Source organism: Xenorhabdus khoisanae (assembly GCF_001037465.1).
GTDB lineage: Bacteria > Pseudomonadota > Gammaproteobacteria > Enterobacterales > Enterobacteriaceae > Xenorhabdus > Xenorhabdus khoisanae.
Genome location: NZ_LFCV01000042.1, coordinates 1 through 22,047, shown reverse-complemented (window position 1 = coordinate 22,047; position 22,047 = coordinate 1). Strand labels below are relative to the sequence as shown.

22 protein-coding genes and 1 pseudogene are annotated in these 22,047 nt (G+C 42.5%); 12 read left to right on the top strand and 11 right to left on the bottom strand.

Annotated features, from left to right (window positions below; all coding sequences use genetic code 11):
• The first annotated feature begins 12 nt into the window (after positions 1 to 12).
• Genes AB204_RS07570 through AB204_RS07545 form a run of 6 tightly spaced genes read left to right on the top strand, consistent with a single transcriptional unit; the run spans position 13 to position 6,059 of the window.
• Positions 13 to 1,539 carry an FGGY-family carbohydrate kinase gene (locus tag AB204_RS07570; protein WP_047962779.1) on the top strand — a complete coding sequence of 509 codons (1,527 nt, stop codon included), beginning with the start codon at positions 13 to 15 and terminating at the stop codon, positions 1,537 to 1,539.
• Positions 1,536 to 2,192: a 3-keto-L-gulonate-6-phosphate decarboxylase UlaD gene (ulaD, locus tag AB204_RS07565; RefSeq protein WP_047962778.1), complete on the top strand. Its 657-nt coding sequence runs from the start codon at positions 1,536 to 1,538 to the stop codon at positions 2,190 to 2,192. The genes AB204_RS07570 and ulaD overlap by 4 nt, the downstream gene beginning before the upstream one ends.
• Positions 2,192 to 3,052, top strand: coding sequence for an L-ribulose-5-phosphate 3-epimerase (locus tag AB204_RS07560; protein ID WP_047962777.1), 861 nt, complete (start codon positions 2,192 to 2,194; stop codon positions 3,050 to 3,052). The genes ulaD and AB204_RS07560 overlap by 1 nt, the downstream gene beginning before the upstream one ends.
• Positions 3,046 to 3,753 (top strand): L-ribulose-5-phosphate 4-epimerase, encoded by a 708-nt coding sequence (gene araD / locus AB204_RS07555; protein ID WP_047962776.1) that lies wholly within the window; start codon positions 3,046 to 3,048, stop codon positions 3,751 to 3,753. The genes AB204_RS07560 and araD overlap by 7 nt, the downstream gene beginning before the upstream one ends.
• Positions 3,754 to 3,798: 45 nt before the next feature.
• The gene (locus AB204_RS07550) at positions 3,799 to 5,208 is read left to right on the top strand and encodes a glycoside-pentoside-hexuronide (GPH):cation symporter (RefSeq protein WP_047962775.1); all 1,410 of its coding nucleotides are present in this window, start codon (positions 3,799 to 3,801) and stop codon (positions 5,206 to 5,208) included.
• Between the two features lie 2 nt (positions 5,209 to 5,210).
• A complete protein-coding gene (locus AB204_RS07545; RefSeq protein WP_047962774.1) occupies positions 5,211 to 6,059 on the top strand; it encodes an SMP-30/gluconolactonase/LRE family protein in 849 nt (282 codons plus the stop codon).
• Between the two features lie 76 nt (positions 6,060 to 6,135).
• Here the strand turns inward: AB204_RS07545 and AB204_RS07540 are convergent, their stop codons facing one another.
• The gene (locus AB204_RS07540) at positions 6,136 to 6,753 is read right to left on the bottom strand and encodes a GrpB family protein (RefSeq protein ID WP_047962773.1); all 618 of its coding nucleotides are present in this window, start codon (positions 6,751 to 6,753) and stop codon (positions 6,136 to 6,138) included.
• Positions 6,754 to 6,954: 201 nt separating this feature from the next.
• Between AB204_RS07540 and AB204_RS07535 the strand changes: the two genes are divergently transcribed.
• Entirely contained in the window at positions 6,955 to 8,058 is a 1,104-nt protein-coding gene (locus AB204_RS07535) for an alkene reductase (protein WP_047962772.1), read from the top strand.
• A gap of 112 nt (positions 8,059 to 8,170) precedes the next feature.
• Here the strand turns inward: AB204_RS07535 and AB204_RS07530 are convergent, their stop codons facing one another.
• The 3 genes from AB204_RS07530 to AB204_RS07520 form a co-directional block, all read right to left on the bottom strand.
• The gene (locus AB204_RS07530; protein ID WP_047962771.1) at positions 8,171 to 9,022 is read right to left on the bottom strand and encodes an alpha/beta fold hydrolase; all 852 of its coding nucleotides are present in this window, start codon (positions 9,020 to 9,022) and stop codon (positions 8,171 to 8,173) included.
• 440 nt (positions 9,023 to 9,462) lie between these two features.
• Positions 9,463 to 9,852: a cytoplasmic protein gene (locus AB204_RS07525; RefSeq protein ID WP_047962770.1), complete on the bottom strand. Its 390-nt coding sequence runs from the start codon at positions 9,850 to 9,852 to the stop codon at positions 9,463 to 9,465.
• Positions 9,852 to 11,234, bottom strand: coding sequence for an MFS transporter (locus AB204_RS07520; RefSeq protein ID WP_047962769.1), 1,383 nt, complete (start codon positions 11,232 to 11,234; stop codon positions 9,852 to 9,854). The genes AB204_RS07525 and AB204_RS07520 overlap by 1 nt, the downstream gene beginning before the upstream one ends.
• A gap of 108 nt (positions 11,235 to 11,342) precedes the next feature.
• On the opposite strand from AB204_RS07520, the gene AB204_RS07515 reads away from it, so the two are divergent.
• Positions 11,343 to 12,260: a LysR family transcriptional regulator gene (locus tag AB204_RS07515; protein ID WP_047962768.1), complete on the top strand. Its 918-nt coding sequence runs from the start codon at positions 11,343 to 11,345 to the stop codon at positions 12,258 to 12,260.
• Between the two features lie 142 nt (positions 12,261 to 12,402).
• Entirely contained in the window at positions 12,403 to 13,578 is a 1,176-nt protein-coding gene (locus AB204_RS07510) for a DmpA family aminopeptidase (RefSeq protein ID WP_047962767.1), read from the top strand.
• A 157-nt stretch (positions 13,579 to 13,735) separates the two neighbouring features.
• Here AB204_RS07510 and AB204_RS07505 read toward each other — a convergent pair whose 3' ends face one another.
• Genes AB204_RS07505 through AB204_RS07490 form a run of 4 tightly spaced genes read right to left on the bottom strand, consistent with a single transcriptional unit; the run spans position 13,736 to position 17,712 of the window.
• Positions 13,736 to 15,028, bottom strand: coding sequence for an MFS transporter (locus AB204_RS07505; protein ID WP_047962766.1), 1,293 nt, complete (start codon positions 15,026 to 15,028; stop codon positions 13,736 to 13,738).
• A 53-nt stretch (positions 15,029 to 15,081) separates the two neighbouring features.
• Positions 15,082 to 16,230, bottom strand: coding sequence for a galactonate dehydratase (dgoD, locus tag AB204_RS07500; RefSeq protein WP_047962765.1), 1,149 nt, complete (start codon positions 16,228 to 16,230; stop codon positions 15,082 to 15,084).
• Positions 16,227 to 16,844, bottom strand: coding sequence for a 2-dehydro-3-deoxy-6-phosphogalactonate aldolase (locus AB204_RS07495; RefSeq protein WP_047962764.1), 618 nt, complete (start codon positions 16,842 to 16,844; stop codon positions 16,227 to 16,229). Before AB204_RS07495 ends, dgoD begins: the two co-directional genes overlap by 4 nt.
• Positions 16,828 to 17,712, bottom strand: a complete 885-nt coding sequence (locus tag AB204_RS07490; RefSeq protein ID WP_047962763.1) for a 2-dehydro-3-deoxygalactonokinase — start codon at positions 17,710 to 17,712, stop codon at positions 16,828 to 16,830. Before AB204_RS07490 ends, AB204_RS07495 begins: the two co-directional genes overlap by 17 nt.
• A gap of 135 nt (positions 17,713 to 17,847) precedes the next feature.
• On the opposite strand from AB204_RS07490, the pseudogene AB204_RS23915 reads away from it, so the two are divergent.
• Positions 17,848 to 17,937, top strand: a pseudogene (locus AB204_RS23915) (transcriptional regulator); the annotation flags it as partial.
• Positions 17,938 to 18,123: 186 nt separating this feature from the next.
• Positions 18,124 to 18,528 carry a DUF1801 domain-containing protein gene (locus AB204_RS07485; RefSeq protein ID WP_047962762.1) on the top strand — a complete coding sequence of 135 codons (405 nt, stop codon included), beginning with the start codon at positions 18,124 to 18,126 and terminating at the stop codon, positions 18,526 to 18,528.
• A gap of 177 nt (positions 18,529 to 18,705) precedes the next feature.
• On the opposite strand, the gene AB204_RS07480 is transcribed toward AB204_RS07485, so the two are convergent.
• Positions 18,706 to 19,290, bottom strand: coding sequence for an NAD(P)H-dependent oxidoreductase (locus AB204_RS07480; RefSeq protein WP_047962761.1), 585 nt, complete (start codon positions 19,288 to 19,290; stop codon positions 18,706 to 18,708).
• A gap of 99 nt (positions 19,291 to 19,389) precedes the next feature.
• Here AB204_RS07480 and yafC point away from each other — a divergent pair, with 99 nt between their 5' ends.
• Positions 19,390 to 20,289: a DNA-binding transcriptional regulator YafC gene (gene yafC, locus AB204_RS07475; RefSeq protein ID WP_047962760.1), complete on the top strand. Its 900-nt coding sequence runs from the start codon at positions 19,390 to 19,392 to the stop codon at positions 20,287 to 20,289.
• A 26-nt stretch (positions 20,290 to 20,315) separates the two neighbouring features.
• Here the strand turns inward: yafC and dkgB are convergent, their stop codons facing one another.
• Both dkgB and AB204_RS07465 read right to left on the bottom strand, forming a co-directional pair.
• Positions 20,316 to 21,122, bottom strand: a complete 807-nt coding sequence (dkgB, locus tag AB204_RS07470; protein ID WP_047962759.1) for a 2,5-didehydrogluconate reductase DkgB — start codon at positions 21,120 to 21,122, stop codon at positions 20,316 to 20,318.
• A gap of 261 nt (positions 21,123 to 21,383) precedes the next feature.
• On the bottom strand, positions 21,384 to 21,668 hold the full coding sequence (locus AB204_RS07465; RefSeq protein ID WP_047962758.1) for a hypothetical protein: 285 nt from the start codon (positions 21,666 to 21,668) through the stop codon (positions 21,384 to 21,386).
• Positions 21,669 to 22,047 lie beyond the last annotated feature (379 nt).

Genomic DNA, 22,047 nt, shown 5'->3' with positions numbered 1-22,047 from the left:
GGCAATTATAGGATGAGCAGACATAAGCATAACTTTTATCTGGGTATTGATTGTGGCGGTACTTATCTTAAAGCGGGCTTATATAATGAACGAGGACAAGAATACAGTATAGAACGTATTGCATTGAAAACGCTTACTCCCCAATTGGGATATGCAGAAAGAGATCTCAGCGAATTATGGAATGCGTTAATTAGCATAATTAACCATTTATTGAGAAATACGGGCATCTGTGGTCAGCAAATCAAGGGCATTGGTATTTCAGCTCAAGGCAAAGGGCTATTTCTTTTAGATAAAGATGACAAACCGTTAGGTAACGGGATACTTTCTTCTGATCGTCGTGCCACAGAAATTGTACGTCAATGGCAACAACAAGGAATGCGGGAAAAGTTATATCCCCATACGCGCCAAACCCTTTGGACAGGCCATCCTGTATCTTTATTGCGTTGGCTTAAAGAGAACCAGCCTGAACGCTACAACCGCATCGGTGCCGTTATGATGGCACATGATTATCTGCGCTGGTGTCTCACTGGCGAAAAGAGCTGTGAAGAAAGCAATATTTCGGAATCCAATCTCTACAACATGAATACGGGAGATTATGATCCTGCACTTTCAAGCCTTTTGAATATCAGTGAAATTGATGGTGTTCTCTCCCGAATTGTCGGCTCGGCTGAAATTGGTGGAGAAGTCACCCCACCAGCCGCTGAGTTAACCGGGCTGGTTGCAGGTACTCCCGTGGTCGGCGGACTGTTTGATGTGGCTTCCTCCGCTGTTTGTGCAGGTCTTCAAGATGAATACACGCTGAATGCCGTTATGGGAACCTGGTCAGTAACCAGTGGTATTGCGGATCAACTGCGTACTCATGAACCATACCCTTATATTTATGGGCGATACGTTAATGCAGGCCATTATATTGTTCATGAAGCCAGTCCCACTTCGTCAGGTAACCTTGAGTGGCTTACCGCCCTTTGGGGAAAAATGTCTTTTGAAGAAATCAATGCTGCAGTTAACCATCTTCCCAAAGCCTCCAGTGAAGTTCTTTTTCTTCCCTTTCTTTATGGCAGCAATGCTGGGCTGGAAATGACGGCGGGGTTTTATGGTTTACAGTCCAGCCATGATCGCAGCCATTTACTACAAGCCGTGTATGAAGGCGTTATTTTCAGCCATATGACCCATTTGAAACGAATGTTAGAACGTTTTACTCAAACTCAGACGATACGAGTAATGGGGGGACCTGCACACTCCAAAGTCTGGATGCAAATGTTTGCGGATGTCAGCAATCTACCGGTGGAATTACCTCAGGTCGAAGAGACGGGATGCCTGGGGGCTGCATTGGCTGCTTTAGTAGGTACGGGCATCTATAAGGATTTCACTGAAGCTCAGAAAAATTTGGGTTACACCATATATACTATTGAACCAGATCAAAATTCACATTCAGCATATCTTAATAAAATTAATAAATATCAGCTAATTATCGAATCATTGCGTGACTTTCATTCTCAATGCGAGTCATTGAATACGTTCAGGGAGGAAAGAATATGAGCCGACCATTATTACAACTGGCATTGGATCATACTTGCCTGAGTTCAGCATTGCAGGATGCTGAACTATTGCAGGACGATGTTGATATTGTGGAAGCCGGTACAATTCTTTGCCTTTCCGAAGGAATTAACGCTATCCGCCAACTGCGTCTCCATTATCCGGACAAAATTATTGTTGCGGACTGGAAGGTTGCTGATGCGGGTGAAATTCTTGCAACACAGGCATTCGATGCTGGTGCAAACTGGATGACGATGATTTGTGCCGCACCACTGGCAACCATAGAAAAAGCCCATCATGTGGCAAAGCAGAGAAAGGCAGAAATCCAAATTGAATTATTTGGTAACTGGACATTCTCTGATGCAAAAAATTGGCATGCCATTGGTATCCGGCAAGTGATCTATCATCGCGGCCGCGATGCTCAAGCTAATGGGCAAGTGTGGGATAAGGAAGATATATCCCGCATGAAAAAGTTATCCGATATAGGATTAGCGGTTTCTATTACCGGTGGCATTGTTCCAACAGACCTCCTTCAATTCAAAGATATTTCTGTACAAGCTTTTATTGCAGGCCGGGCGTTATCTGGATCAACTCAACCCAAACAAGTCGCTCAAGCATTTCATACTCAAATTACTCAGCTCTGGGGGAAAGCATAATGCGCATCCATCCTATTGGGATTTATGAAAAAGCATTGCCTAAAAATCTGACATGGGCAGAGCGATTATCTCTGGCAAAAAGCTGTGGTTTCGATTTTATTGAAATGTCTGTGGATGAAACAGATGAACGCTTGTCACGATTGGATTGGGATGTAAAAACACGCCTTAAACTCATTAAGAATATGCTGGAAACAGGTATTTCCATTCCCTCCATGTGTTTATCTGCACATCGTCGTTATCCATTTGGTAGTCGTGATGAAACTGTACGGCGGAAAGCTTATGAGATTATGTCAAAAGCAATCAGTTTAGCGCGGGATCTTGGCATCAGAACAATCCAACTGGCGGGTTATGACGTTTATTACGAAGAACATAACGAAGAAACGAAACAGCGCTTTTCTGAAGGAATAGCGTGGGCAGTTCAGCAAGCAGCCAGAGCACAAGTCATGCTGGCAATGGAGATTATGGATACAGATTTCATAAACTCGATCACCAAATGGAAAATATGGGATGAAATGCTGGCCTCACCGTGGTTCAGCGTTTATCCCGATATTGGTAATTTGAGTGCTTGGGGCAATGATGTCTCAGAAGAACTCAAGCTTGGCATAAACCGTATTTCGGCAATTCATCTCAAAGATACTTATCCAGTCACTCCAACCCATTCGGGACAATTCCGTGACGTGCCATTCGGTCAGGGTTGTGTCGATTTTGTCGGAGTATTCAGAACGCTTCATACATTGAATTACCGTGGAACGTTCTTAATAGAAATGTGGACAGAAAAAGCGGAAGAACCTGTATTGGAAATTATACAGGCTCGCCGTTGGATCGAAGCTCGTATGCAGGAAGGGGGTTTTGAATGTTAGAACAACTGAAGGCCGATGTACTGTCTGCAAATCTGGCGTTGCTAAAACATAATCTAGTGACATTCACTTGGGGAAATGTCAGTGCTGTTGATAAAGCCAGAGGCTTGATGGTGATTAAGCCATCTGGTGTGGAATATAGTGATATGCAAGCTAATGATATGGTTGTCGTTGATATTGAGACTGGCATCATCGTGGAAGGGGATAAAAAACCCTCTTCAGACACCCCAACGCACCTTGTTTTATATCGTCATTTTCGGGATATCGGGGGAGTTGTTCATACGCATTCTCGCCATGCCACTATTTGGGCCCAAGCCGGACGTTTCTTGCCAGCTCATGGCACAACTCACGCCGACTATTTTCACGGTGCAGTTCCTTGCACGCGCTTAATGACCAGACAAGAAATTGAGGATGATTACGAATTGCAAACAGGGAACGTCATCGTTCAAACATTTATAGAGCAACGTCTCGATCCAATGAAAATCCCCGCTGTTTTGGTTCATTCCCACGGGCCTTTCACATGGGGAATAGATGCAGCTGATGCAGTATACAATGCCGTCGTACTCGAAGAATGCGCCTATATGAGTTTATTTTCCCAACAATTAAACTCAGAAATTACATTTATGCAACAGGAATTACTGGATAAACATTATTTACGTAAGCATGGTGCCAACGCCTATTATGGGCAAGATGAGCAGAAATAAGGCTTAATAACACTGAAAAAAAACCGAAAAATAGGAAATCAGCTTATGAAAGAAAAAATTTCCATTCTGGAAAAAATAGGATATGGATTTGGCGATGCTGGCTGTAATATTGTTGGAGGCGCTGTTTTCCTGTTTTTGAATTTTTATTATACAGATATTTATGGCCTTAATGCCGGTACAGTTGCTGCCATTTGGTTGGGAGTTAGGGTCATAGAAGCGATATCAGATCCTTTTATTGGTTATATTGCTGACAGAACACAAACACGTTGGGGTAAATTCAGGCCCTATATTCTCTTCTTTGCATTTCCCTATGCTTTATTTTCGGTATTAATGTTTACCGTGCCCAATCTGGATTATACAGGTAAAGCTATTTATGCATTTTTTACTTATCTGATGATGTCAGTGACTTATTCATTTATTAATATTCCCTATTGTTCGTTAGGTAGTGTCATCAGTGATAATAACCGTGAACGGGTTGCCTGCCAAAGTTTCAGATTCATGGGGGTAGGAGTTGCAACTCTCGTTCTGACATTAACCTTATTGCCTCTGGTTAACTTGTTTGGTCACGGCAATAAAGCTAAAGGTTACCATGATGCAATTATTCTGTTGACCTCTGTTGGCCTGATAATGTTTGTACTCTGTTTTTCTTTGGTGCGTGAGAGAGTGCGTCCCGTTGTTCCGACAAGGGATTCAATAGTAAAAGATTACTGCGATATCATAAAAAATGATCAATGGCCTTGCTTATTGCTTGTCACATTTATCAACGTATTACCCGGTTTTACCAGAATGGCATCCGTCATGTATTTTCTGACTTGGGTGATTCATGCCAGTGAAATCTTCACTACAATATTTTTGAGCGTTGGTGTTATTGGCATGACATTGGGCAGTGCTTTAGCTAAGCCACTGAGTGATCGCTTTTGTAAGCTCAAAATATTTTATTGGGTGAGTTTATTAATGACCATCCTTTCCTTGCTTATCTATTTCATTCCGGTTGATATGCATTACTTAATTTTATTTGGGTATTTTATTTTGAATGTTATCCACCAAATTGCACAACCAATCAATTGGTCAATTATGGCTGATGTTGATGATTATGGTGAATATAAATTTGGTAAGCGTCTAACGGGTATTAACTTTTCATGCAACTTTCTCGCTCTTAAATTAGGACTGGCTCTTTCTGGTGCCTTAGTCAGTGGAGTATTGGCACTGGTTGGCTATGACGCAAATCAATCGTTACAAAATGATCATGTTCAATTATCTATTGTTATTCTCTTTACTGTCATTCCTGCGTTAGGTTATTTCTTGACTGCACTATCAGTGAAATTATTGAAAGTGGATCGCCATATGATGAAAGAAATTTCATATGGATTGACAAAAAGAAGAGTGAATTCTACGAAACTGACGAATTATTTAGAGCGGCAACATAATATCATTCCCCAAAAATCACAAGAGTGACTATGAAAACATATTTAGAAAAACTTTGTTCTCCGGCACTTTGGGCAGAGGGGCCAGTTTGGCTTCCAGACGAAGATGCCATTATTTTTAGTGATGTGAAGGGAAATCGAATGTTTCGCTGGTCAGAACACGATGGTGTCAGTGTATGGCGGCAATATTCTAATTATGCCAATGGTAACGCGTTGGACAATGAAGGAAAGGTAATTACCTGTGAACATGGTAGGCGAGGAATTTCCCGGACAGAAAAAGATGGTAGCGTTGTCATATTGGTTGAAAAAATCGATGGGAAAAGATTCAATTCACCCAATGATGTGGTTGTGCGTTCTGACGGTACAATTTGGTTTACTGATCCCCCTTATGGAATTATCAACGACAAAGAAGGATACAAATCAGAAAGTCAGATTATTGGTTGCTATGTATATTGCTACGATCCAAATTATAATACTATCTCTATAGCAACGAGTGATGTCCAACGACCGAATGGACTTGCATTTTCTCCAGATGAAAAATGGCTCTATGTTGCAGACATGTCTATTATTGATTTTCCTGTTCATGGAAGGCGTGAACTTCGCATCTACCCAGTGCAGAATAACATCTTAGGGGCAGGAAAACATTTTGCGACGATATATCCCGGATTTCCAGACGGATTTTGTGTTGATAAATCAGGTAATATCTATTGCAGTTGCTTAGATGGTGTTTTGGTTTTTGATAACTCGGGCAAACAAATACATAAGATCGTCGTGCCTGAACAGGTCTCTAATTGTACGTTTGGTGGCCCTAATGGAGATCAATTGTATATTACGGCGACGACATCGTTATATCGGGTATCTGTGGACACATTGTGCCTGTAGACACATATAGGGAAGGCCAATTAAATTGACGACCGGTCATCGGGCTATAAGATCGGTCGGGTTAGGAGCTTCACATCTATAATTCAGACAAACAAATATCCATGTTATTAAAAATCTTTTCGTAGATACCTTTGATTACCTTCTCTTTATTATGATTGTATTCCATAACATGAACAGTACCTTTAATGGCCGCCTGTTTAGCTGCTGCATATCGTTTTTTGTCATCTTCATGACTTTTCAGCCAATTACGAAAAAGAAGATGGCGAATATGTTCCGGGCAATTTTCGCCAAATAGATGCAAATTAACGCGTGGTGAATCAAGCCTCAGCATTCTATGCTGATACCAAGACGGTTCTCTTATCCTTAACACATAACCTAATTTTTCAAGTTCAGGGATATAATCTTTTTCTTGTGCAGGATCTGCGACGATGAGATCGATATCGATGACAGGTTTTGCGGGTAAGCCGGGCACGGCTGTAGAGCCAATATGTGCAATATTGATGACTTTCTCTTTCAATTGGCGCTGGATTTTATTTTTTTCTTCATTGTAAATATTCTTCCATTCAGTAGAGTAGGGAACGATAACAATGGGTTCTGGTGTCTGTTTAATGCCTCCAACCCAAGGATTTTCATTTGGATCACCTTCGCAAAAAGTCATAATAAGTGGCTTTAGAGTAATAAATTGTTCTGACATATGTTGCCTCGGTTATAAATAGAACAAGTTATAGTGCAAGATCTTAATTACATTAGAATATGCGTAATTTAACATAACTCAAGGTTTGGGTTATTAAATATAAAATGACAACTATTTCAAGATTAAATAATTTCGGTAGTAGAAATTATTTAAAGTCGCATTTTTTATAAACGAATATTGATTACTAAAAAAGGAAATCTTATGGCTGACAATAGTATTCGCACAGATCTTTTTTCCCCAATCAAATTGGGAGAAATTGAACTTGCCAACCGTATTGTTATGGCGCCTTTAACGCGTGGCCGCACAAATGAAGAGGGTGTTCCGAACGATCTTAATGTCACATATTATGTTCAGCGCACAAGCGCTGGTTTAATCATTTCAGAAGCAACCAATATCTCAGCTCAAGGGCGCGGTTATGCCATGACCCCCGGTATTTGGACAGAAGATCAGGTAGCAGGGTGGAAAAAAATTACAGATGCCATTCACGCTGTCGGCGGTAAGATTGTAATGCAATTGTGGCATGTTGGCCGTTGCTCACACGTTGATCTTCAACCAAATAGAGATGCGCCAGTAGCACCATCCGCCATTAAAGCAGACGGTAATGTTTACACGAATAATGGCATTGCGGAAGCCTCTATGCCGCGTGCCCTGAGAACCGAAGAAATTCCTGATATCATCGAACAATATAGACATGCTGCTGAATGCGCTAAACGTGCAGGGTTCGATGGTGTAGAAATCCATTCTGCTAACAATTATTTGCTGGAACAATTCTTGCGGGATTCAACTAACCATCGCACCGATCAATATGGTGGCTCAATCGAAAATCGAGCCAGACTGATTTTGGAAGTTGTTGAAGCTGTAACTGGTGTTTGGGGTGGTGGTCGAGTGGGTATTAGATTGTCTCCTGTCACAACAGAAGTAGGTAACACTCCACTTGATAGCGATGTGATGGCAACTTATGGCTATCTGATTCAGCAACTAAATAAGTTCAAACTGGCTTATCTCCATTTTGTTGAGGGAACAACCCAAAAAAACCGTGACGTTCCTAAAAATGTTGATCTTGAAGCACTAAGGTCTTTATTCGACGGCGCTTATATTGGCAATAATAACTATGATCTTGAACTGGCGATTTCCCGTCGTGCGGAAGGTAAAATTGACGCAGTTGCATTCGGACGCCCATTTATTGCCAATCCTGATTTGGTAGAGCGTTTACGCTACGGTCTTGAATTAGCAGAGGCAACTTATGATACCCATTACGGTAATGGGGCAAAGGGATATACTGACTGGCCGAAAGCGAATTCTTAATTGATTGTCATAGCAGTTTAACCGGATAGCGCCAGTAAAGCCGCTATTTGCTGGTGGAATGAAGAAAAATGCCAATCTGCTTTGTAGATTGGCATTTTTCTGTGTAAATAACTTATCGATTTTTTTTCAGAAATTGTTGTAGAGCTTTGTCAAATGCTTCAGGTTGTTCCAACATTGGAGTATGACCACTATTATTGATCAAAACATGTTCCGCATTTTCAAACATTGGATGAATATCAAGCCATGCGGCTGGTGGAGCGATACTAAAATCATGTGAACCTGAGATAATTAACACAGGAGAGGCAATTTTAGTTGTGTAATCCAAGATATTGATTTCACTAAACACATTTCCCCACAATTTATCAAATATGGCTGTGTGAGTGGGGACATCATTCCATAGAAACCTTTCATTGAAGTTTGCATCAAACCACCGCATCGCACTTAATCGACAACAAACATGAACAAATTTGCGTTCAGGATCATTCTGAATATCAAATTCCAGATGAATGATATTGTTGTTGAAAATCTGTTTCCTGTTTTCATCCGCGTCAGCTTCCCACCTGGCGAACTGTAACGCTTGCATGGTTTTTGATAAACAGGGTGAAGCACCAACCAGTATGGTTCCTTTAATGCGACCACTGCTGTTCGCCGTAAAATCCAGTGCCATATAAGCGTGGCCGGAATGACCTAATATCCAACATTGCCTGATATTAAGTTCACAACAAACACGCTCAATATCTTGGGTAATTTGTGCCAGAGAAACATCAGACTCATCAACTCTTCGGTGACAGACTGAAAACCCGCGATGATCGACAAACACACAATGATAATGACCATAAAAGGATTCAGGCATGACCCGCTGATAGTAATCAGCACTGCCAATGATAAGAAGAGTTTCTCCCACGCCTTGCTCAATGACTTTTAGTGAAAAGTCTCCGCATTGAATAGTATGTACTTTATTCATTGATATAATTACCTTTTTACAATTGCAACAAATCACTTCACGTCAGTGAAGTTAAAATTGGGTTGTTATAAAGATGAACGATGTCAACGAATCAGAGGCATTATGTGTCTTTCCATCAATAACTATGGCGAGTGTTATGCTTTGACAGGTGGTTTATCACTAGGAGTGAGGACTTGTTCCTTGTTCGCAATGATGTCGCAGCCGTCCGTACTTTACTGAAAAAACATGGGTGGCTGCATTATGTACTATACCCTTCGTCTTTCAAGTTGCCTCTTTGTTGGCTGCACTCACTCACCCCAGTCACATAGTTATCTATGCTCCCGGGGATTCGTTCCCTTGCCGCCGCGACGCAACTTGAAATCCATTGGGTATATATGAATTTCAGGTTCACTACGTTTTAAATAAAGAAGGCTGTAACCTGATTCCCATAATTATCCAATTTAATCTGGATTGTTTGGCTGTAATGTTTCGTGCAAATGAAGCCAGACAGGTGTATCTGCATGAAGGTTAAAGATAGCGGTTGACCAGCGAATTGTGGTCTCTTTGTCGGGCTCGGTCTGCTTTTCACGATATAAAATCACAGCCCCATTCTCCCACTCTTCCAAGACAGACAGCGAATCCACGACAATTTGTAATCCCGGGCGGCTTGCACGTTTAGCAACAAAAAAACGGCTCAGAGATTCATGATCAAGCATCATGCCTGTTATCGTGATCATTGCATAATCCTGACTGAAACGGTCAAGGAGTGTCTGCACGTCTCCTTCACCTTTGCCAAGCCAGTTCTCAATGGCAATATGAGCCTCCAACACTTCATTAATATAATGGTTCATTAGCTATTCTCTTCTGATGATAAAAGCTTAAGTTTTACGTTTCGGTTATTGATGCTCAAGCTGAGCAGGAGTGGGATAAGAGCACCGGCTGCTGCTGTATAAAATGTCCACATATAAGCCTGTCGCAGTGCGAGATGGCTGATAAGCAGATTGAGTAGCAGACTCAACAGTGCTACACCAAAACAGAAGCTGAGCTGACGGTTTATGTTCCATAATGCACTTGCCTCAGGCATGGCTGTAGCTGATACCTCAAGGAAAGCACTACTCTGGGCGGAGCTGCTACACAGACTTCCTCCCATCCCCATCAGTGCAAAAGCCGTCACCAGCAGGTAGTTCTGCCCGTCGTGGGTCACTACCGAAAATAACAAAATGCCGATCGCCTGTAGCAGACAACCGGTTATGATGAGTGGCCGTGGTCCCAAGCGGTTAAATGTTTTGCCTGTAAAAGTGATCGCCAGAAATGAAGCCAACGACCAGGGGATCATTAATGCTCCTGTCTCAGCGGCAGACATACCGAGAAATGTCTGTAGATAAATGACGCCAACCAGACTTACCCCCATAAACAGGCCAGGCACGAACTGATAAACCAACATTGAGAAGCGCATCAATGGGTCAGAAAGGAGGTGAAAGCTGAAAAGTGGTGCAGAATGCCGACTACTGCGAATAATGAAAAAAGCCAGCAAAATAACACCTGATAAGAAAAGTATCGTACCTTTTGCAATGCTTCCTGCCTCACTCATTTTTGTCATTCCGAGTAAAATGAGAAATAGGCCGGCACATCCGATGACAAGACCAGAGAAATCGAGAGCTTTGTTTTTTTCAGACGTGACCCCGTCCTGTAACCATATGAAAGCCAGTATCAGTGTCAGCAGGGTTAGCGGCAGACTGGCAAAGAACACCCAGCGCCAGTTGAGCGTTTGGACCAGCACGCCACCCAAGGCAGGGGATAGTGCAGGGGCTAGTAGTGCTACCAGCATAATTGCAGATGAAAGTTTAGCTCGCTCATGTTTTGCATAAAGCTGCCACGTCAACGCCTGACCGACTGGTATCAACAGTCCACCGCCAATGCCCTGCACAACTCGACAGAAAACCAGTACTTCAAGTGAATGTGCAAATCCAGATGCTGCTGTTCCCAGTGCAAATAAGGCTAACGAAAGTAAAAACATCCGCCGGGCACCTGCACGCTGTGTCAACCACGCACTGAGAGGAATAATAAGCGTGAGCCCACATATGTAGCCATGACTGATCCATGCTAACTCTGCCACTGACGCATTCATTTCCTTACCTATAGTGGGATAAGCGACATTGGAGATAAACATATTTACTAAGTCGAGGAAAAAGCCAAGAAGGTAAACGACCGCAACTTTACTACGATAATTCATACTCTCTTCCCTGTTAAAAATGACTAATATAATTCCGGTAATGGGAAGGATAAAGAACTGCCGCAGTGATACACTGTCAAAAAATATTTGACAGTAAGCGGGAGATTTATGCTCAATTTACAGCGTGTAGCAATGTTTGTGGCCGTGGTAGAGGCGGGGAGTTTCACATCAGCAGCCACCACGCTCAGACAAACGAAGGCAGTAGTTAGTTTTAATATCCGGCAACTGGAGGCAGAGCTTGGTGTGTCGTTGTTGCTACGCACTACCCGACGTCTGGCACTTACGCAAGCGGGGGAGGCTTTTTACCTGCGTAGTGTTCATCTTCTGAAAGAAACAGAAGATATTGTGAACGATGTGCAATTCAGTCATAGAGGATTTGGTGGTGAGTTACGAATAACCAGTACACCGGAATATGGCACTACAATGATCATCCCCGCTTTAGTGGCATTCGGGCAGGCACACCCGGAGCTGAGTATTCGCCACGTTTCGTCTTCCTATCATGCCGATCTTATTTCAGAGCACTTCGACGTTGCCATTCGTCTTGGCAAATTGGCTGATTCCAGTTATCACGCAGCGCTAATAGACAACTTTTCAATAATCCCAGTGGCCGCGCCAGAATGGATTAAAAATAACCCGATAGATTCGCTTAATACATTGGGTAAGGCGGAATGGGTTATTCATACTCGTCTCCAGTCTCCTCTACGCTGGCAAGTAACAGGTCCGGAACAGCAGAAGATCGATTTTTCCATCACTGGACCCGTCAGGTTCTCAACTGACAGTGCTTCTGCGCTGATGAGTTTTATACTGGAAGGCTGTGGTGTTGCGCTGCTACCGGAGTGGCTCGTCCGGCCCGCTCTAGCAAGCGGGGAACTGCAGCATTTGCTGCCCGATTACCATTTCCCTTCGCAGGGCGTGTATGCGGTTTATCCTAATACCCGCCACATCTCCGCTAAGGTACGTGCTCTGATTGATTTTCTTCAGGGACACGCTCAAGAGACTGGGCTGCTGAAAACTAACAAATTATAAATTTCCCTGAAAAACTCAGTATTAAAATGCAGACCCGCTACACAAAAAGGAATATTTTCTAATAACCGATTTTCTTTCATATTGGATTTTCATAACTTGAATCTTTAGCCTTCAAGTTAATTTGGCATAACAAGGAGTATTTATGAAAATAATAAATATTATAGTCTTATCTATCTCGGCAATGATAGCTTCTCATTCTTTAGCCAATGAGGTTAGGGCAAGAGAATTGGGCATTCCTTTTGCTGGAATACCCGGGAAGTATAATGCAATTACCGACGTCAGCGGGGTAAAAGTCGGCTACTCAACCATAATAGAAGGCGATGGAAAACTAGAGGTTGGAAAAGGACCAGTAAGAACTGGTGTAACAGCGATATTGCCAAGAGGAAAGAAATTCAGCCCTGTCTTTTCTAGTATATTCTCTTTAAATGGAAATGGAGATATGACAGGCAGTCAGTGGGTCGAAGAAAGTGGTTTCTTGGAAACGCCAATATTAATAACTAACACCCATAGTGTTGGTGTTGTCAGAGACTCAACAATTAGTTGGATGTTTGATAATAATTTAATATCCCCCCTAAAAGATGATCTGTTCTGGTTATTACCTGTGGTTGCGGAAACGTGGGATGGAATATTAAATGACATAAATGGCATGCATGTAAAAAAAGAACATGTGTATAACGCGTTGAATAGTGCCAAATCAGGAAAGATCGAAGAAGGTAATGTCGGTGGCGGAACTGGAATGAATCTTTTCGATTTTAAGGGAGGTACAGGTACTTCATCAAGAATTCTGGATAAAAAAGATGGAGGATATACGGTTGGTGTTCTTGTTCAGGGCAACTTTGGCGATAGGAATGACTTAATTATTTCTGGGATTCCGGTTGGTAAAGAAATAAAGGATTTCGATCTGATATATCATGGAGACAAGAAAAAACTAAAGGATGTCGGTTCGATAATAGCAGTGGTAGCAACAGATGCACCATTAGCTCCTCATCAATTAAACAAAATCGCTAAAAGAGTCTCTCTTGGGCTTGCAAGAGTAGGCGGTGTTGCCAGAAATACCAGTGGTGAAATATTTATTGCATTTTCAACCGCAAATAATGATGCATTCTCCAGAGAGGAGGTAAGAACAATCAAAATACTGCCAAATGACAAACTCGATCCTTTGTATGAAGCAACAATAAATGCAACAGAAGAGGCTGTAATTAATGCTATGTTTGCAGCTAAAACAATGGTTGGGAGAAATGGCAATACTTCGTATGCTATCCCTAAAGACAGGGTTAAAGAGATACTAAAAAAACATAATAGGCTCAGTGGCACCTGAAATGTATTAACTAAAATCCAATCTGACATTTCAATTTGAAAAGAAAAGAGTTACCGACTTTGATTAAGGACTCTAAATCTGAAATCGAAGATAAGAGGTAACTCTCATGCCTCAGTGAGTAGCCGGAACGAATAGCCTGACAGCGCCATAAGGATCATTAGCCTACACGTTTCACATCACCGACTAAAAAAATATAAGAAAACGCACTGATAAGTGCAACAACCGAGATATAAACCAGTGCCGGAGCAAAGCCATAATTCTGAGCCAGATAGCCAACTACCAACGGTACTGTAATACCACCTAATCCGCCGACAAAGTTGAATACCCCTCCGGTTAATCCGATTAAATGCATGGGAGCCAATGATGAGACCAGTGACCATGTTATTGAAGCAAAGCCATTACCGAAAAATGCCAGTGCCATCAATGTCATAATTAACATAGGTTCGTTAGTGTAATTGGCACCCATAATACAGGTAGAAATCAGTAATCCACAGATAATGGGCGTCTTACGCGCAACGCCAAGTGAGTAGCCTTTTTCCACAAGTTTGTCAGCAACCCAACCCGATAAAAGCACGCCTGCGAAAGCAGCTAAGAAAGGAACGGTTGTCATAAATCCGGCTTTCAGTGCGGTGATTCCCTTTTCTTGGATCAAATAGTTAGGAAACCAGGTTAAAAAGAACCACAGGGTTGATGCTACAGCGAATTGGCCAAGATAAACTCCCACTAACTTGCGATGAAAAATCAATTTCCAATCTTTTTTAGTCAGAGGTACACGGTCTTTTTTCTCAGCAGGCGCATCACCATCCACCAATCCGCCGCCGTTACGGATATAGTCGAGTTCAAGTTTGTTAGTGCCTTTGCTCTTACGCGGTGGCTGATAAACTTTGATCCAGACAAATGACCAGATGGCCCCAATACACCCGGTAATGAAAAACACCCAGTGCCAACTTAGTATTTCCTGAATCCAAATCAGTATCGGTGTCAGAAAAGCCAGCCCGATAAACTGACCGGAGGTATAGAAACCAACGGCAAAAGCACGTTCATGTTCCGGAAACCAGCTCGTGACAATGCGGTTATTGGTCGGGAATGCCGGTGCTTCGAAAATACCGGTCAACACCCGCAGACCAATTAAGGATAGTAGCCCTGTCGCGAATCCTTGCAATAAAGTCGCTACCGACCAACCTAAAATAGCAATAAAGTAGGTAATTCGCGAACCTATGCGGTCTAAAAACCATCCCCCCAGAATCTGACAAAGGGTATACGACCAGGCAAATGCGGAGAAAATATACCCCATCTGTGTTTTGCTGATACCAAATTCTTCCTGAATATGTGTGGAGGCTACAGCAAGGTTGGCTCTGTCAACATAACAAATGACCACGGTGACAAAAATCATCAATAAAGTCAGGTAACGACGGCGTGTAGGTTTTGCTGTCTTAATAGAAATGTCCATACAGTCATCTCCAAATTTAGGTATATATATTCAGGCATAACTAGTGCAGTGGATTACCACTCGGCAACAGAACCATCGGCATAACGCCACAACGGATTACGCCAGTCAATGGCGCTTTGGCTACGGCGGATAACTTGTTCTTCGTCGATTTCAACTCCCAGCCCCGGTTTCATCAACGGGTGAAAATAACCTCCGGTCATATCGAAATCGTCTTTGTTTTTAACAAAGTCTAAGAGTTCAGCACCTTGGTTGTAGTGAATACCCATGCTCTGCTCCTGAAAAACCGTATTACGGGAGACAAAATCAATATGGAGACAGGCGGCCAGAGCAATCGGGCCAAGCGGGCAATGCGGTGCCAGACCCACATCATAAGTTTCTGCCATGGAGGCAATTTTATAACATTCTGTGATACCGCCGGCATGAGAGAGATCAGGTTGCAGAATAGATACACCACCGGCTTCCAGAATACGTTTAAACTCAAAGCGTGAGAACATACGTTCGCCGGCGGCAATCGGAATATGTGTCTGCGCGGCTAAACGCGGATAGTATTCGGCCTGTTCAGTGAGCACAGGTTCTTCAATAAAGAGCGGACGGTAAGGTTCCAGTTCATGGATCATAACCTTAGCCATTGGTGCACTGACGCGGCCATGGAAATCCAGCCCAAATTCAATTTCATTACCGAAAGCTTCACGGATCTGTGCAACGGTGTTTACTGCTGCGTCTACTTTGCGTGAATCATCTATAATTCCCAGTTCTTCACAACCATTTAATTTGAATGTGTCAAAATCGATTTTACGCAGACTTTCAATTCCCGCGATAACGTCAGCAGGGCGATCTCCGCCAACCCAGCTATAAATCTTGATTCTGTCCCGCACTAATCCCCCCAATAACTGCCAGACTGGGGCATTTAATACTTTTCCTTTGATATCCCAGAGAGCTTGGTCGATTCCGGCGATGGCACTCATCAGTACCGGGCCTCCCCGGTAGAAACCACCACGATACATTACCTGCCATAAGTCATTGATTCTTGATGGTTCCCGACCAATAAGATATTCACCTAACTCATGAACTGCGGTCTCAACAGTACGGGCACGTCCTTCAATCACAGGTTCACCCCAACCGACAATTTCCTCATCGGTTTCAATTTTCAGGAACATCCAGCGCGGTGGTAAACGATAGGTTGTCAATTTTGTTATTTTCATTGCGATGCCTCTTGGTATGCTTTAACAAATGCCACCGCTTTCTCTTTTGTCCGGCTGACAGGTTGCCCAGCCCGGTATAAATCACTACCCAGCCCGGCTCCCACGCAACCTGCTGTTAACCAACTCCCCAAGTTCTCTGGTGTGATGCCGCCTACTGCAAACACAGGAACATCGGTGGGCAACACTGCTTTCAGCGCTTTGATATAGTCAGGGCCTAATGCTGAGGAAGGGAAAATTTTTAATGATTGTGCTCCCGCCTCAAGTGCATTGAAAGCTTCTGTCGCCGTAGTGCAACCTGCACACACCGTCATGCCGAAATCCAACGCCCGATGAATAACAGCAGGTTGTGTATTCGGGGTAACAATGAGTTTGCTGCCCATATCAGCAAGCTGTTCTACCTGTTCAGGTTTCAGTACCGTACCCGCCCCAATCAGGGCACGATCACCATAAATTTTTACTGCTGTGGGAATACTGCTTTCCCAGTCAGGTGAATTAAGTGGAATTTCAATCGAATCGAACCCGGATTCAAGCAATTCATTAATATGAGAAGCCACTTCAGACGGTGTGATGCCACGCAAAATTGCAATAAGAGGGAGATTAGTTTGCCAGTGCATGTGTAATTCTCCTTATACCTGCGAGAAATGCAGCATCACCTTCAACACACTGAGTCGGTAGCTGAAGATGATGAAATGCTGCCTGATAACGTGCGGCTAATTTAGGGGTAGCGACAAGAGTAATAGGGAGTTTTGTATCACGGACAATCTGTTTCGTCAGATTGATAACTTCATTGCCTATAAGCAATCCAGATAGAAATTCGCTAATAAACTTGGCAGGCCGGGTCTTTAAAACATGGGCCGCACGCACCTCAAAGAGTTGCGGTAACAGCGCCGGGTTTTCGATACCATGCTGTAAACCAGCTTCAAACGTAGCGGTATCTGCTTGTTGTTCGGGTAAGCCAAGGCCGACCAGAGAATGTGCTAACAGAATGTGATGTAATTCGCCAGTCATCGCTGTTCTGAAATCCAGAATGCAGTCTTGATCTGCCATCACCCATTTACAATGGGTTCCCGGCATCACATATAAAGAGGAAGGCGCCAGGCAGGAAGCTCCGAGAAGCTGAGTCTCTTCCCCCCGTATTACATTGACGTTATTGATATTTTCAATACATAAGCCGGGAATAATCCAGACATTTTCAGCAACGGGCATTAATTGCTGGCCAATTGCTGAGAATGCAACAGGGCAGGGAAGGTAAGGCGCAACTTTCCAGCCTGCATTACTGCCTATCATTCCTGCCATAATTATGGGTGTATTGGTATCAAACCAACCACTGGTTATTTCTGCTAACACCGCCTTAGGGGACTTTACTTTCAGTTTTGTAACTCCCATCTCGGACTGGCGCTCATCCAGACAAACATCATTTTCGAAGAGCCAGGCGCGAAGATTGGTGGAACCCCAGTCTATAGCGATGTAGCGGTGTGTCATGTGATTGCCTTAAGTCTTAACCTCATCATCCATCCAAGTCCATTCAAATACAGCATGTTGCCTATATGGAGTTTGGTACTTTCGCAATATCGTTCAGGAATTTGCCTGTATATTGATGGTTAACCGGTTGATTGAAATCAGTGGAATTATCTGGATGCTGATGTACTGCAATGGGTATCAGAACTGGACTGTGCCCCTTGTTTGATTATTGCAATGAGTGAAGTTTGTATAGTAACGCCAGAAAAAATAACTGTACTACAATATAGATCACAAAAAATACAAAATGTGTTCAGGACTGTACTTTGGTGATCATCTTCACATAATCATCAAGGTTCCTGATTTTTTTAATAAAAATGAATTCTTATGGAAGATGATGTTTCTGTACAAACTAACGGATAAGGCAGCAATCTTATGAAAACATTTCAAAATCATGAAGTTCATTCGGTATTTAATAATTATCCTGAACGATACCAAAAACAGCTATTGACAATAAGAGAGTTAATATTTGACATCGCATCAAAAACGGAAGGGGTTGGCTTAATTACAGAGACTTTGAAATGGAGGCAGCCCAGTTATCTTACTCTTGAAACAAGATCGGGAACAACAATCCGGTTGGATCGTTTCGGCGATGAGCAGGTGGCTATCTTTTTTCACTGCCAGACTACATTGATTGATACGTTCAGAACACTTTTTCCCGAACTGACTTATTCAAAAAACCGGGCAATTGTTTTGGACCCAAAAACCGATTTACCAACAAATGAATTGAGTATATGCATTGAAATGTCACTCACTTATAAGTTGAGGAAAAAGAGATAAAGAATTTATTCAGAGAACAGAATGTAATAGAAAGTTAAATATCTACTTATTTTCCGCTATCTTCCGCTGATGGAAAAGGGCACGGAATTCATCCATAGCTTGCCAGTTAACCGTGATGAAAGCCGCACCAATTATTTAGATGAATTGATAGCCAGAGTAAACGGGCTATAGACCAATTTAACTTCTGTTGATGTGATTTAGGTGTATGCGATATTCTTCGATGTAACGTGGAACATCAGGCATTTTAATCACATCGTCAGCGATAAAAGTTGGCAGAGCTTCCATACCCAGAAATTGATTCGCTTTATGGAATGGTAAATAAACACCATCCACACCCACGCCATGAAAGAATTGATTCTCATCAGTGAATGCTACCAGCGGCGCATTCCACGTTAGTGATAGCATATATTTCTTGCCCTGAAGCAGACCGCCAGAGCCATATTTTTTACTGGCGTCAGAGCGGGTGCGTCCGTCATTGGCGTACAAGAAACCGTGGCCTTCAGTGAAAATGTCGTCCATGTACTTTTTCACCGTCCACGGAGCTCCCATCCACCAACCCGGCATCTGCCAGATAACGACGTCGGCCCACAGAATTTTCTGTACTTCTGTTTTCCCGTCATATTGGCTGTCTGCGCGTACTATTTTGACATCATGTCCGGTGTCGCGCAGGAAATTATCCGCGACCTCAGTCAGGGTGTCATTCAACTGACCATTAGAATGAGCGAATTTTTTCGCACCATTGATAATCAGAATGTTGCTCATAATTTTCCCTAGATTTATTTATCACGTAATCATGATAAGTTGAGCGATGAAGCAGTAAAATATTCAAAATCTCAATAGTCTTTTGCAGGAATAGCAACAATGAAGGCAAGTTCAGAAGAGTTGACGATCTTTGTAACGGTAGTGGAATGTGGAAGCTTCAGTCGTGCAGCGGAACATCTGCAATTGGCAAATTCCGCCGTGAGCCGCTCGATAAAAAAACTTGAAAATAAACTGGGTGTAAGTCTGCTTAATCGTACAACACGCCAACTCAGCCTGACTGAGGAAGGTAAGCGCTATTTCCGCCGCGTCCAGCATGTACTACAAGAAATGGCAGCCGCTGAAACCGAACTCATGGAGTCCAAACATACACCGCGTGGCTTATTACGTATTGATGCCGCAACACCTGTAATATTACATTTACTGGTACCGCTGATTAAACCTTTTCGCGAACGCTACCCAGAAATGACGCTATCGCTGATTTCGTCGGAAACTTATATCAATTTGATTGAGCGCAAAGTGGATATTGCCATTCGAGTGGGAACCTTAACCGACTCCAGTCTGAGAGCCCGCCCGCTCTTTACCAGCTACCGGAAAATCGTCGCCTCGCCTGAATATCTGAAAAAATATGGTATACCGCAATGCGTTGAGGAGCTGGAAAACCATATTTGTCTCGGTTTTACCGAACCGCCATCACTTAATACATGGCCGATAGCCAGTCAGGACGGACAGCCACATGAAATAACAATGGAGCTTTCTTCCAACAGCGGTGAAACCCTTAAACAACTATGTGTGACGGGTAATGGTATCGCGTGTTTGTCTGATTATATGATTGATAAGGAGATTGCCAGCGGTGTACTTGTTGAACTACTGGCTGAAAAACGTTTACCTGTCGCGATGCCACTCAATGCTGTTTACTACAGCGATCAGGCTGTAAGCCCGAGAATCAGGGCATTTATCGATTTTCTGAGCGAATATGTAAACAGCTCCCGAAGGAGCTGAAATAATTTGTTAAGCAGTGAGGTGAATCAATTATCCCATTGTGGAGCCAGCCCCTCCGGATTGACGATACGTTCGTTACGCTCAAGTGCGGCAATAGCATCCATATCGTCTGCATCAAGTTTAAGCTCAGTGGCTTTCAGGTTGCTCTGTAAATTTTCACGCTTAGTTGAAGAAGGTATCACGCCATAGCCCAGTGCCATAGCCCAAGACAGGATCACTTGAGCCGGAGTGGCCTGATGTTTTTCTGCTATGCGTCCGATAACCTCATCCTGAAGCGCTTTACCATAAGCGAGGGTCATATAGGAAGTGATATGAATTCCGTGAGCTTTCGCCCATTCCGTTACATTACGGTTTTGCAGATACGGAGAAAGCTCAATCTGATTAGTGGCAATTTGTTCAACACCTACTGCATCAATAGCCTGCTGCATCAGATCAATAGTAAAGTTTGAAACACCGATCTCACGTGTCAGTCCCATATTTTTAGCCTCCAGCAACGCCTTCATTGTTTCTTCGACTCTGACGGCGTTACCCGGTGATGGCCAATGAACTAATGTCAAGTCAACATAATCAGTGCCCAGCTTCGCTATACTTTCTTTAAGGCTTGGGATCAATTTTTCTCTGCCCAGATTTTCTGTCCAGATTTTTGTCGTGATATAGATATCCTTACGAGCCACACCACTTTCTGCTATAGCTTGTCCTACCGCTGCTTCATTTTCATAAATCTGCGCCGTATCAATCGCACGATACCCCAGATCCAGAGCATTTTTTACTGATGTGATAACAACATCATCTTTCAGGCGAAAAGTACCTAATCCAAACGCAGGAACTGACATAGTAAACCTCATGTATTATTTGATTAAGTTAGATTTTATTATCATGAGATACATCGTAATAAAAAAAGGGCTATAAATACAAAAGTCTTTTGCTGATATGACAAAGATACAAGCGAATTGTTTCCGTTGTCTGTAAGGCATTCAATAGTATGAGGCAGGTCGAAGATGAGCAGTCATAGAGTATTTTATTTTAAAACGTTGGGGAGTGAGGTAATTTCCAGCCAAAGAAGCCTCTAATAAGAGGCTCTTCGTAGAATTTCTCTATGATTTTCTACCTTCATATTTAGCGACATAAACATTCATTCCACAGCCGTATAATTTTTTAAAGCCTTTTAAATACCATTTAATTCCATTTTCATTACGTACATCAAGAAAAACAATACCCTCTTTAACAAGATATTTAGTATATATACTGTTGTTATATTCTTCAGGAGAATTATAACAGTTGTGCCAAGGGATAGTTACGTTTGCCGATGCAGTCCCAATTCCTCCGGTTAATGCGATGCTTGCTGCCAATGTCCCACCTACTAATAACTTCTTAAACATAAAAATCTCCATTAACAGTTTTGTAACTTTTAATTTAAATTTATCACTTATCAAATAATGTTTTCTAATGCGCGCTAAATGTAAATCATCACCAGATGTTTTTACAATTACAAAATTTAAAACTTATTATGTTTTTATTTTATATTGAAAACTTAGCTGACACTCCGAGATAGAAAACATCTCTTCATAAAAAAGTAAAAACCCCGTTATCTTAAACGAGGTTTATCAGTGTCCTGAACAGCTTATAATAAGAGGATTTTTAGTAGAATTTTAATTTATTCTACCTTCATAGTAAGCAGTGTAAGCGAGATTCCCATTATATAAACAAGCTTCAGAAGGTCCTTTAAAATACCATGTAATTGTTTTTCCATAATATGGC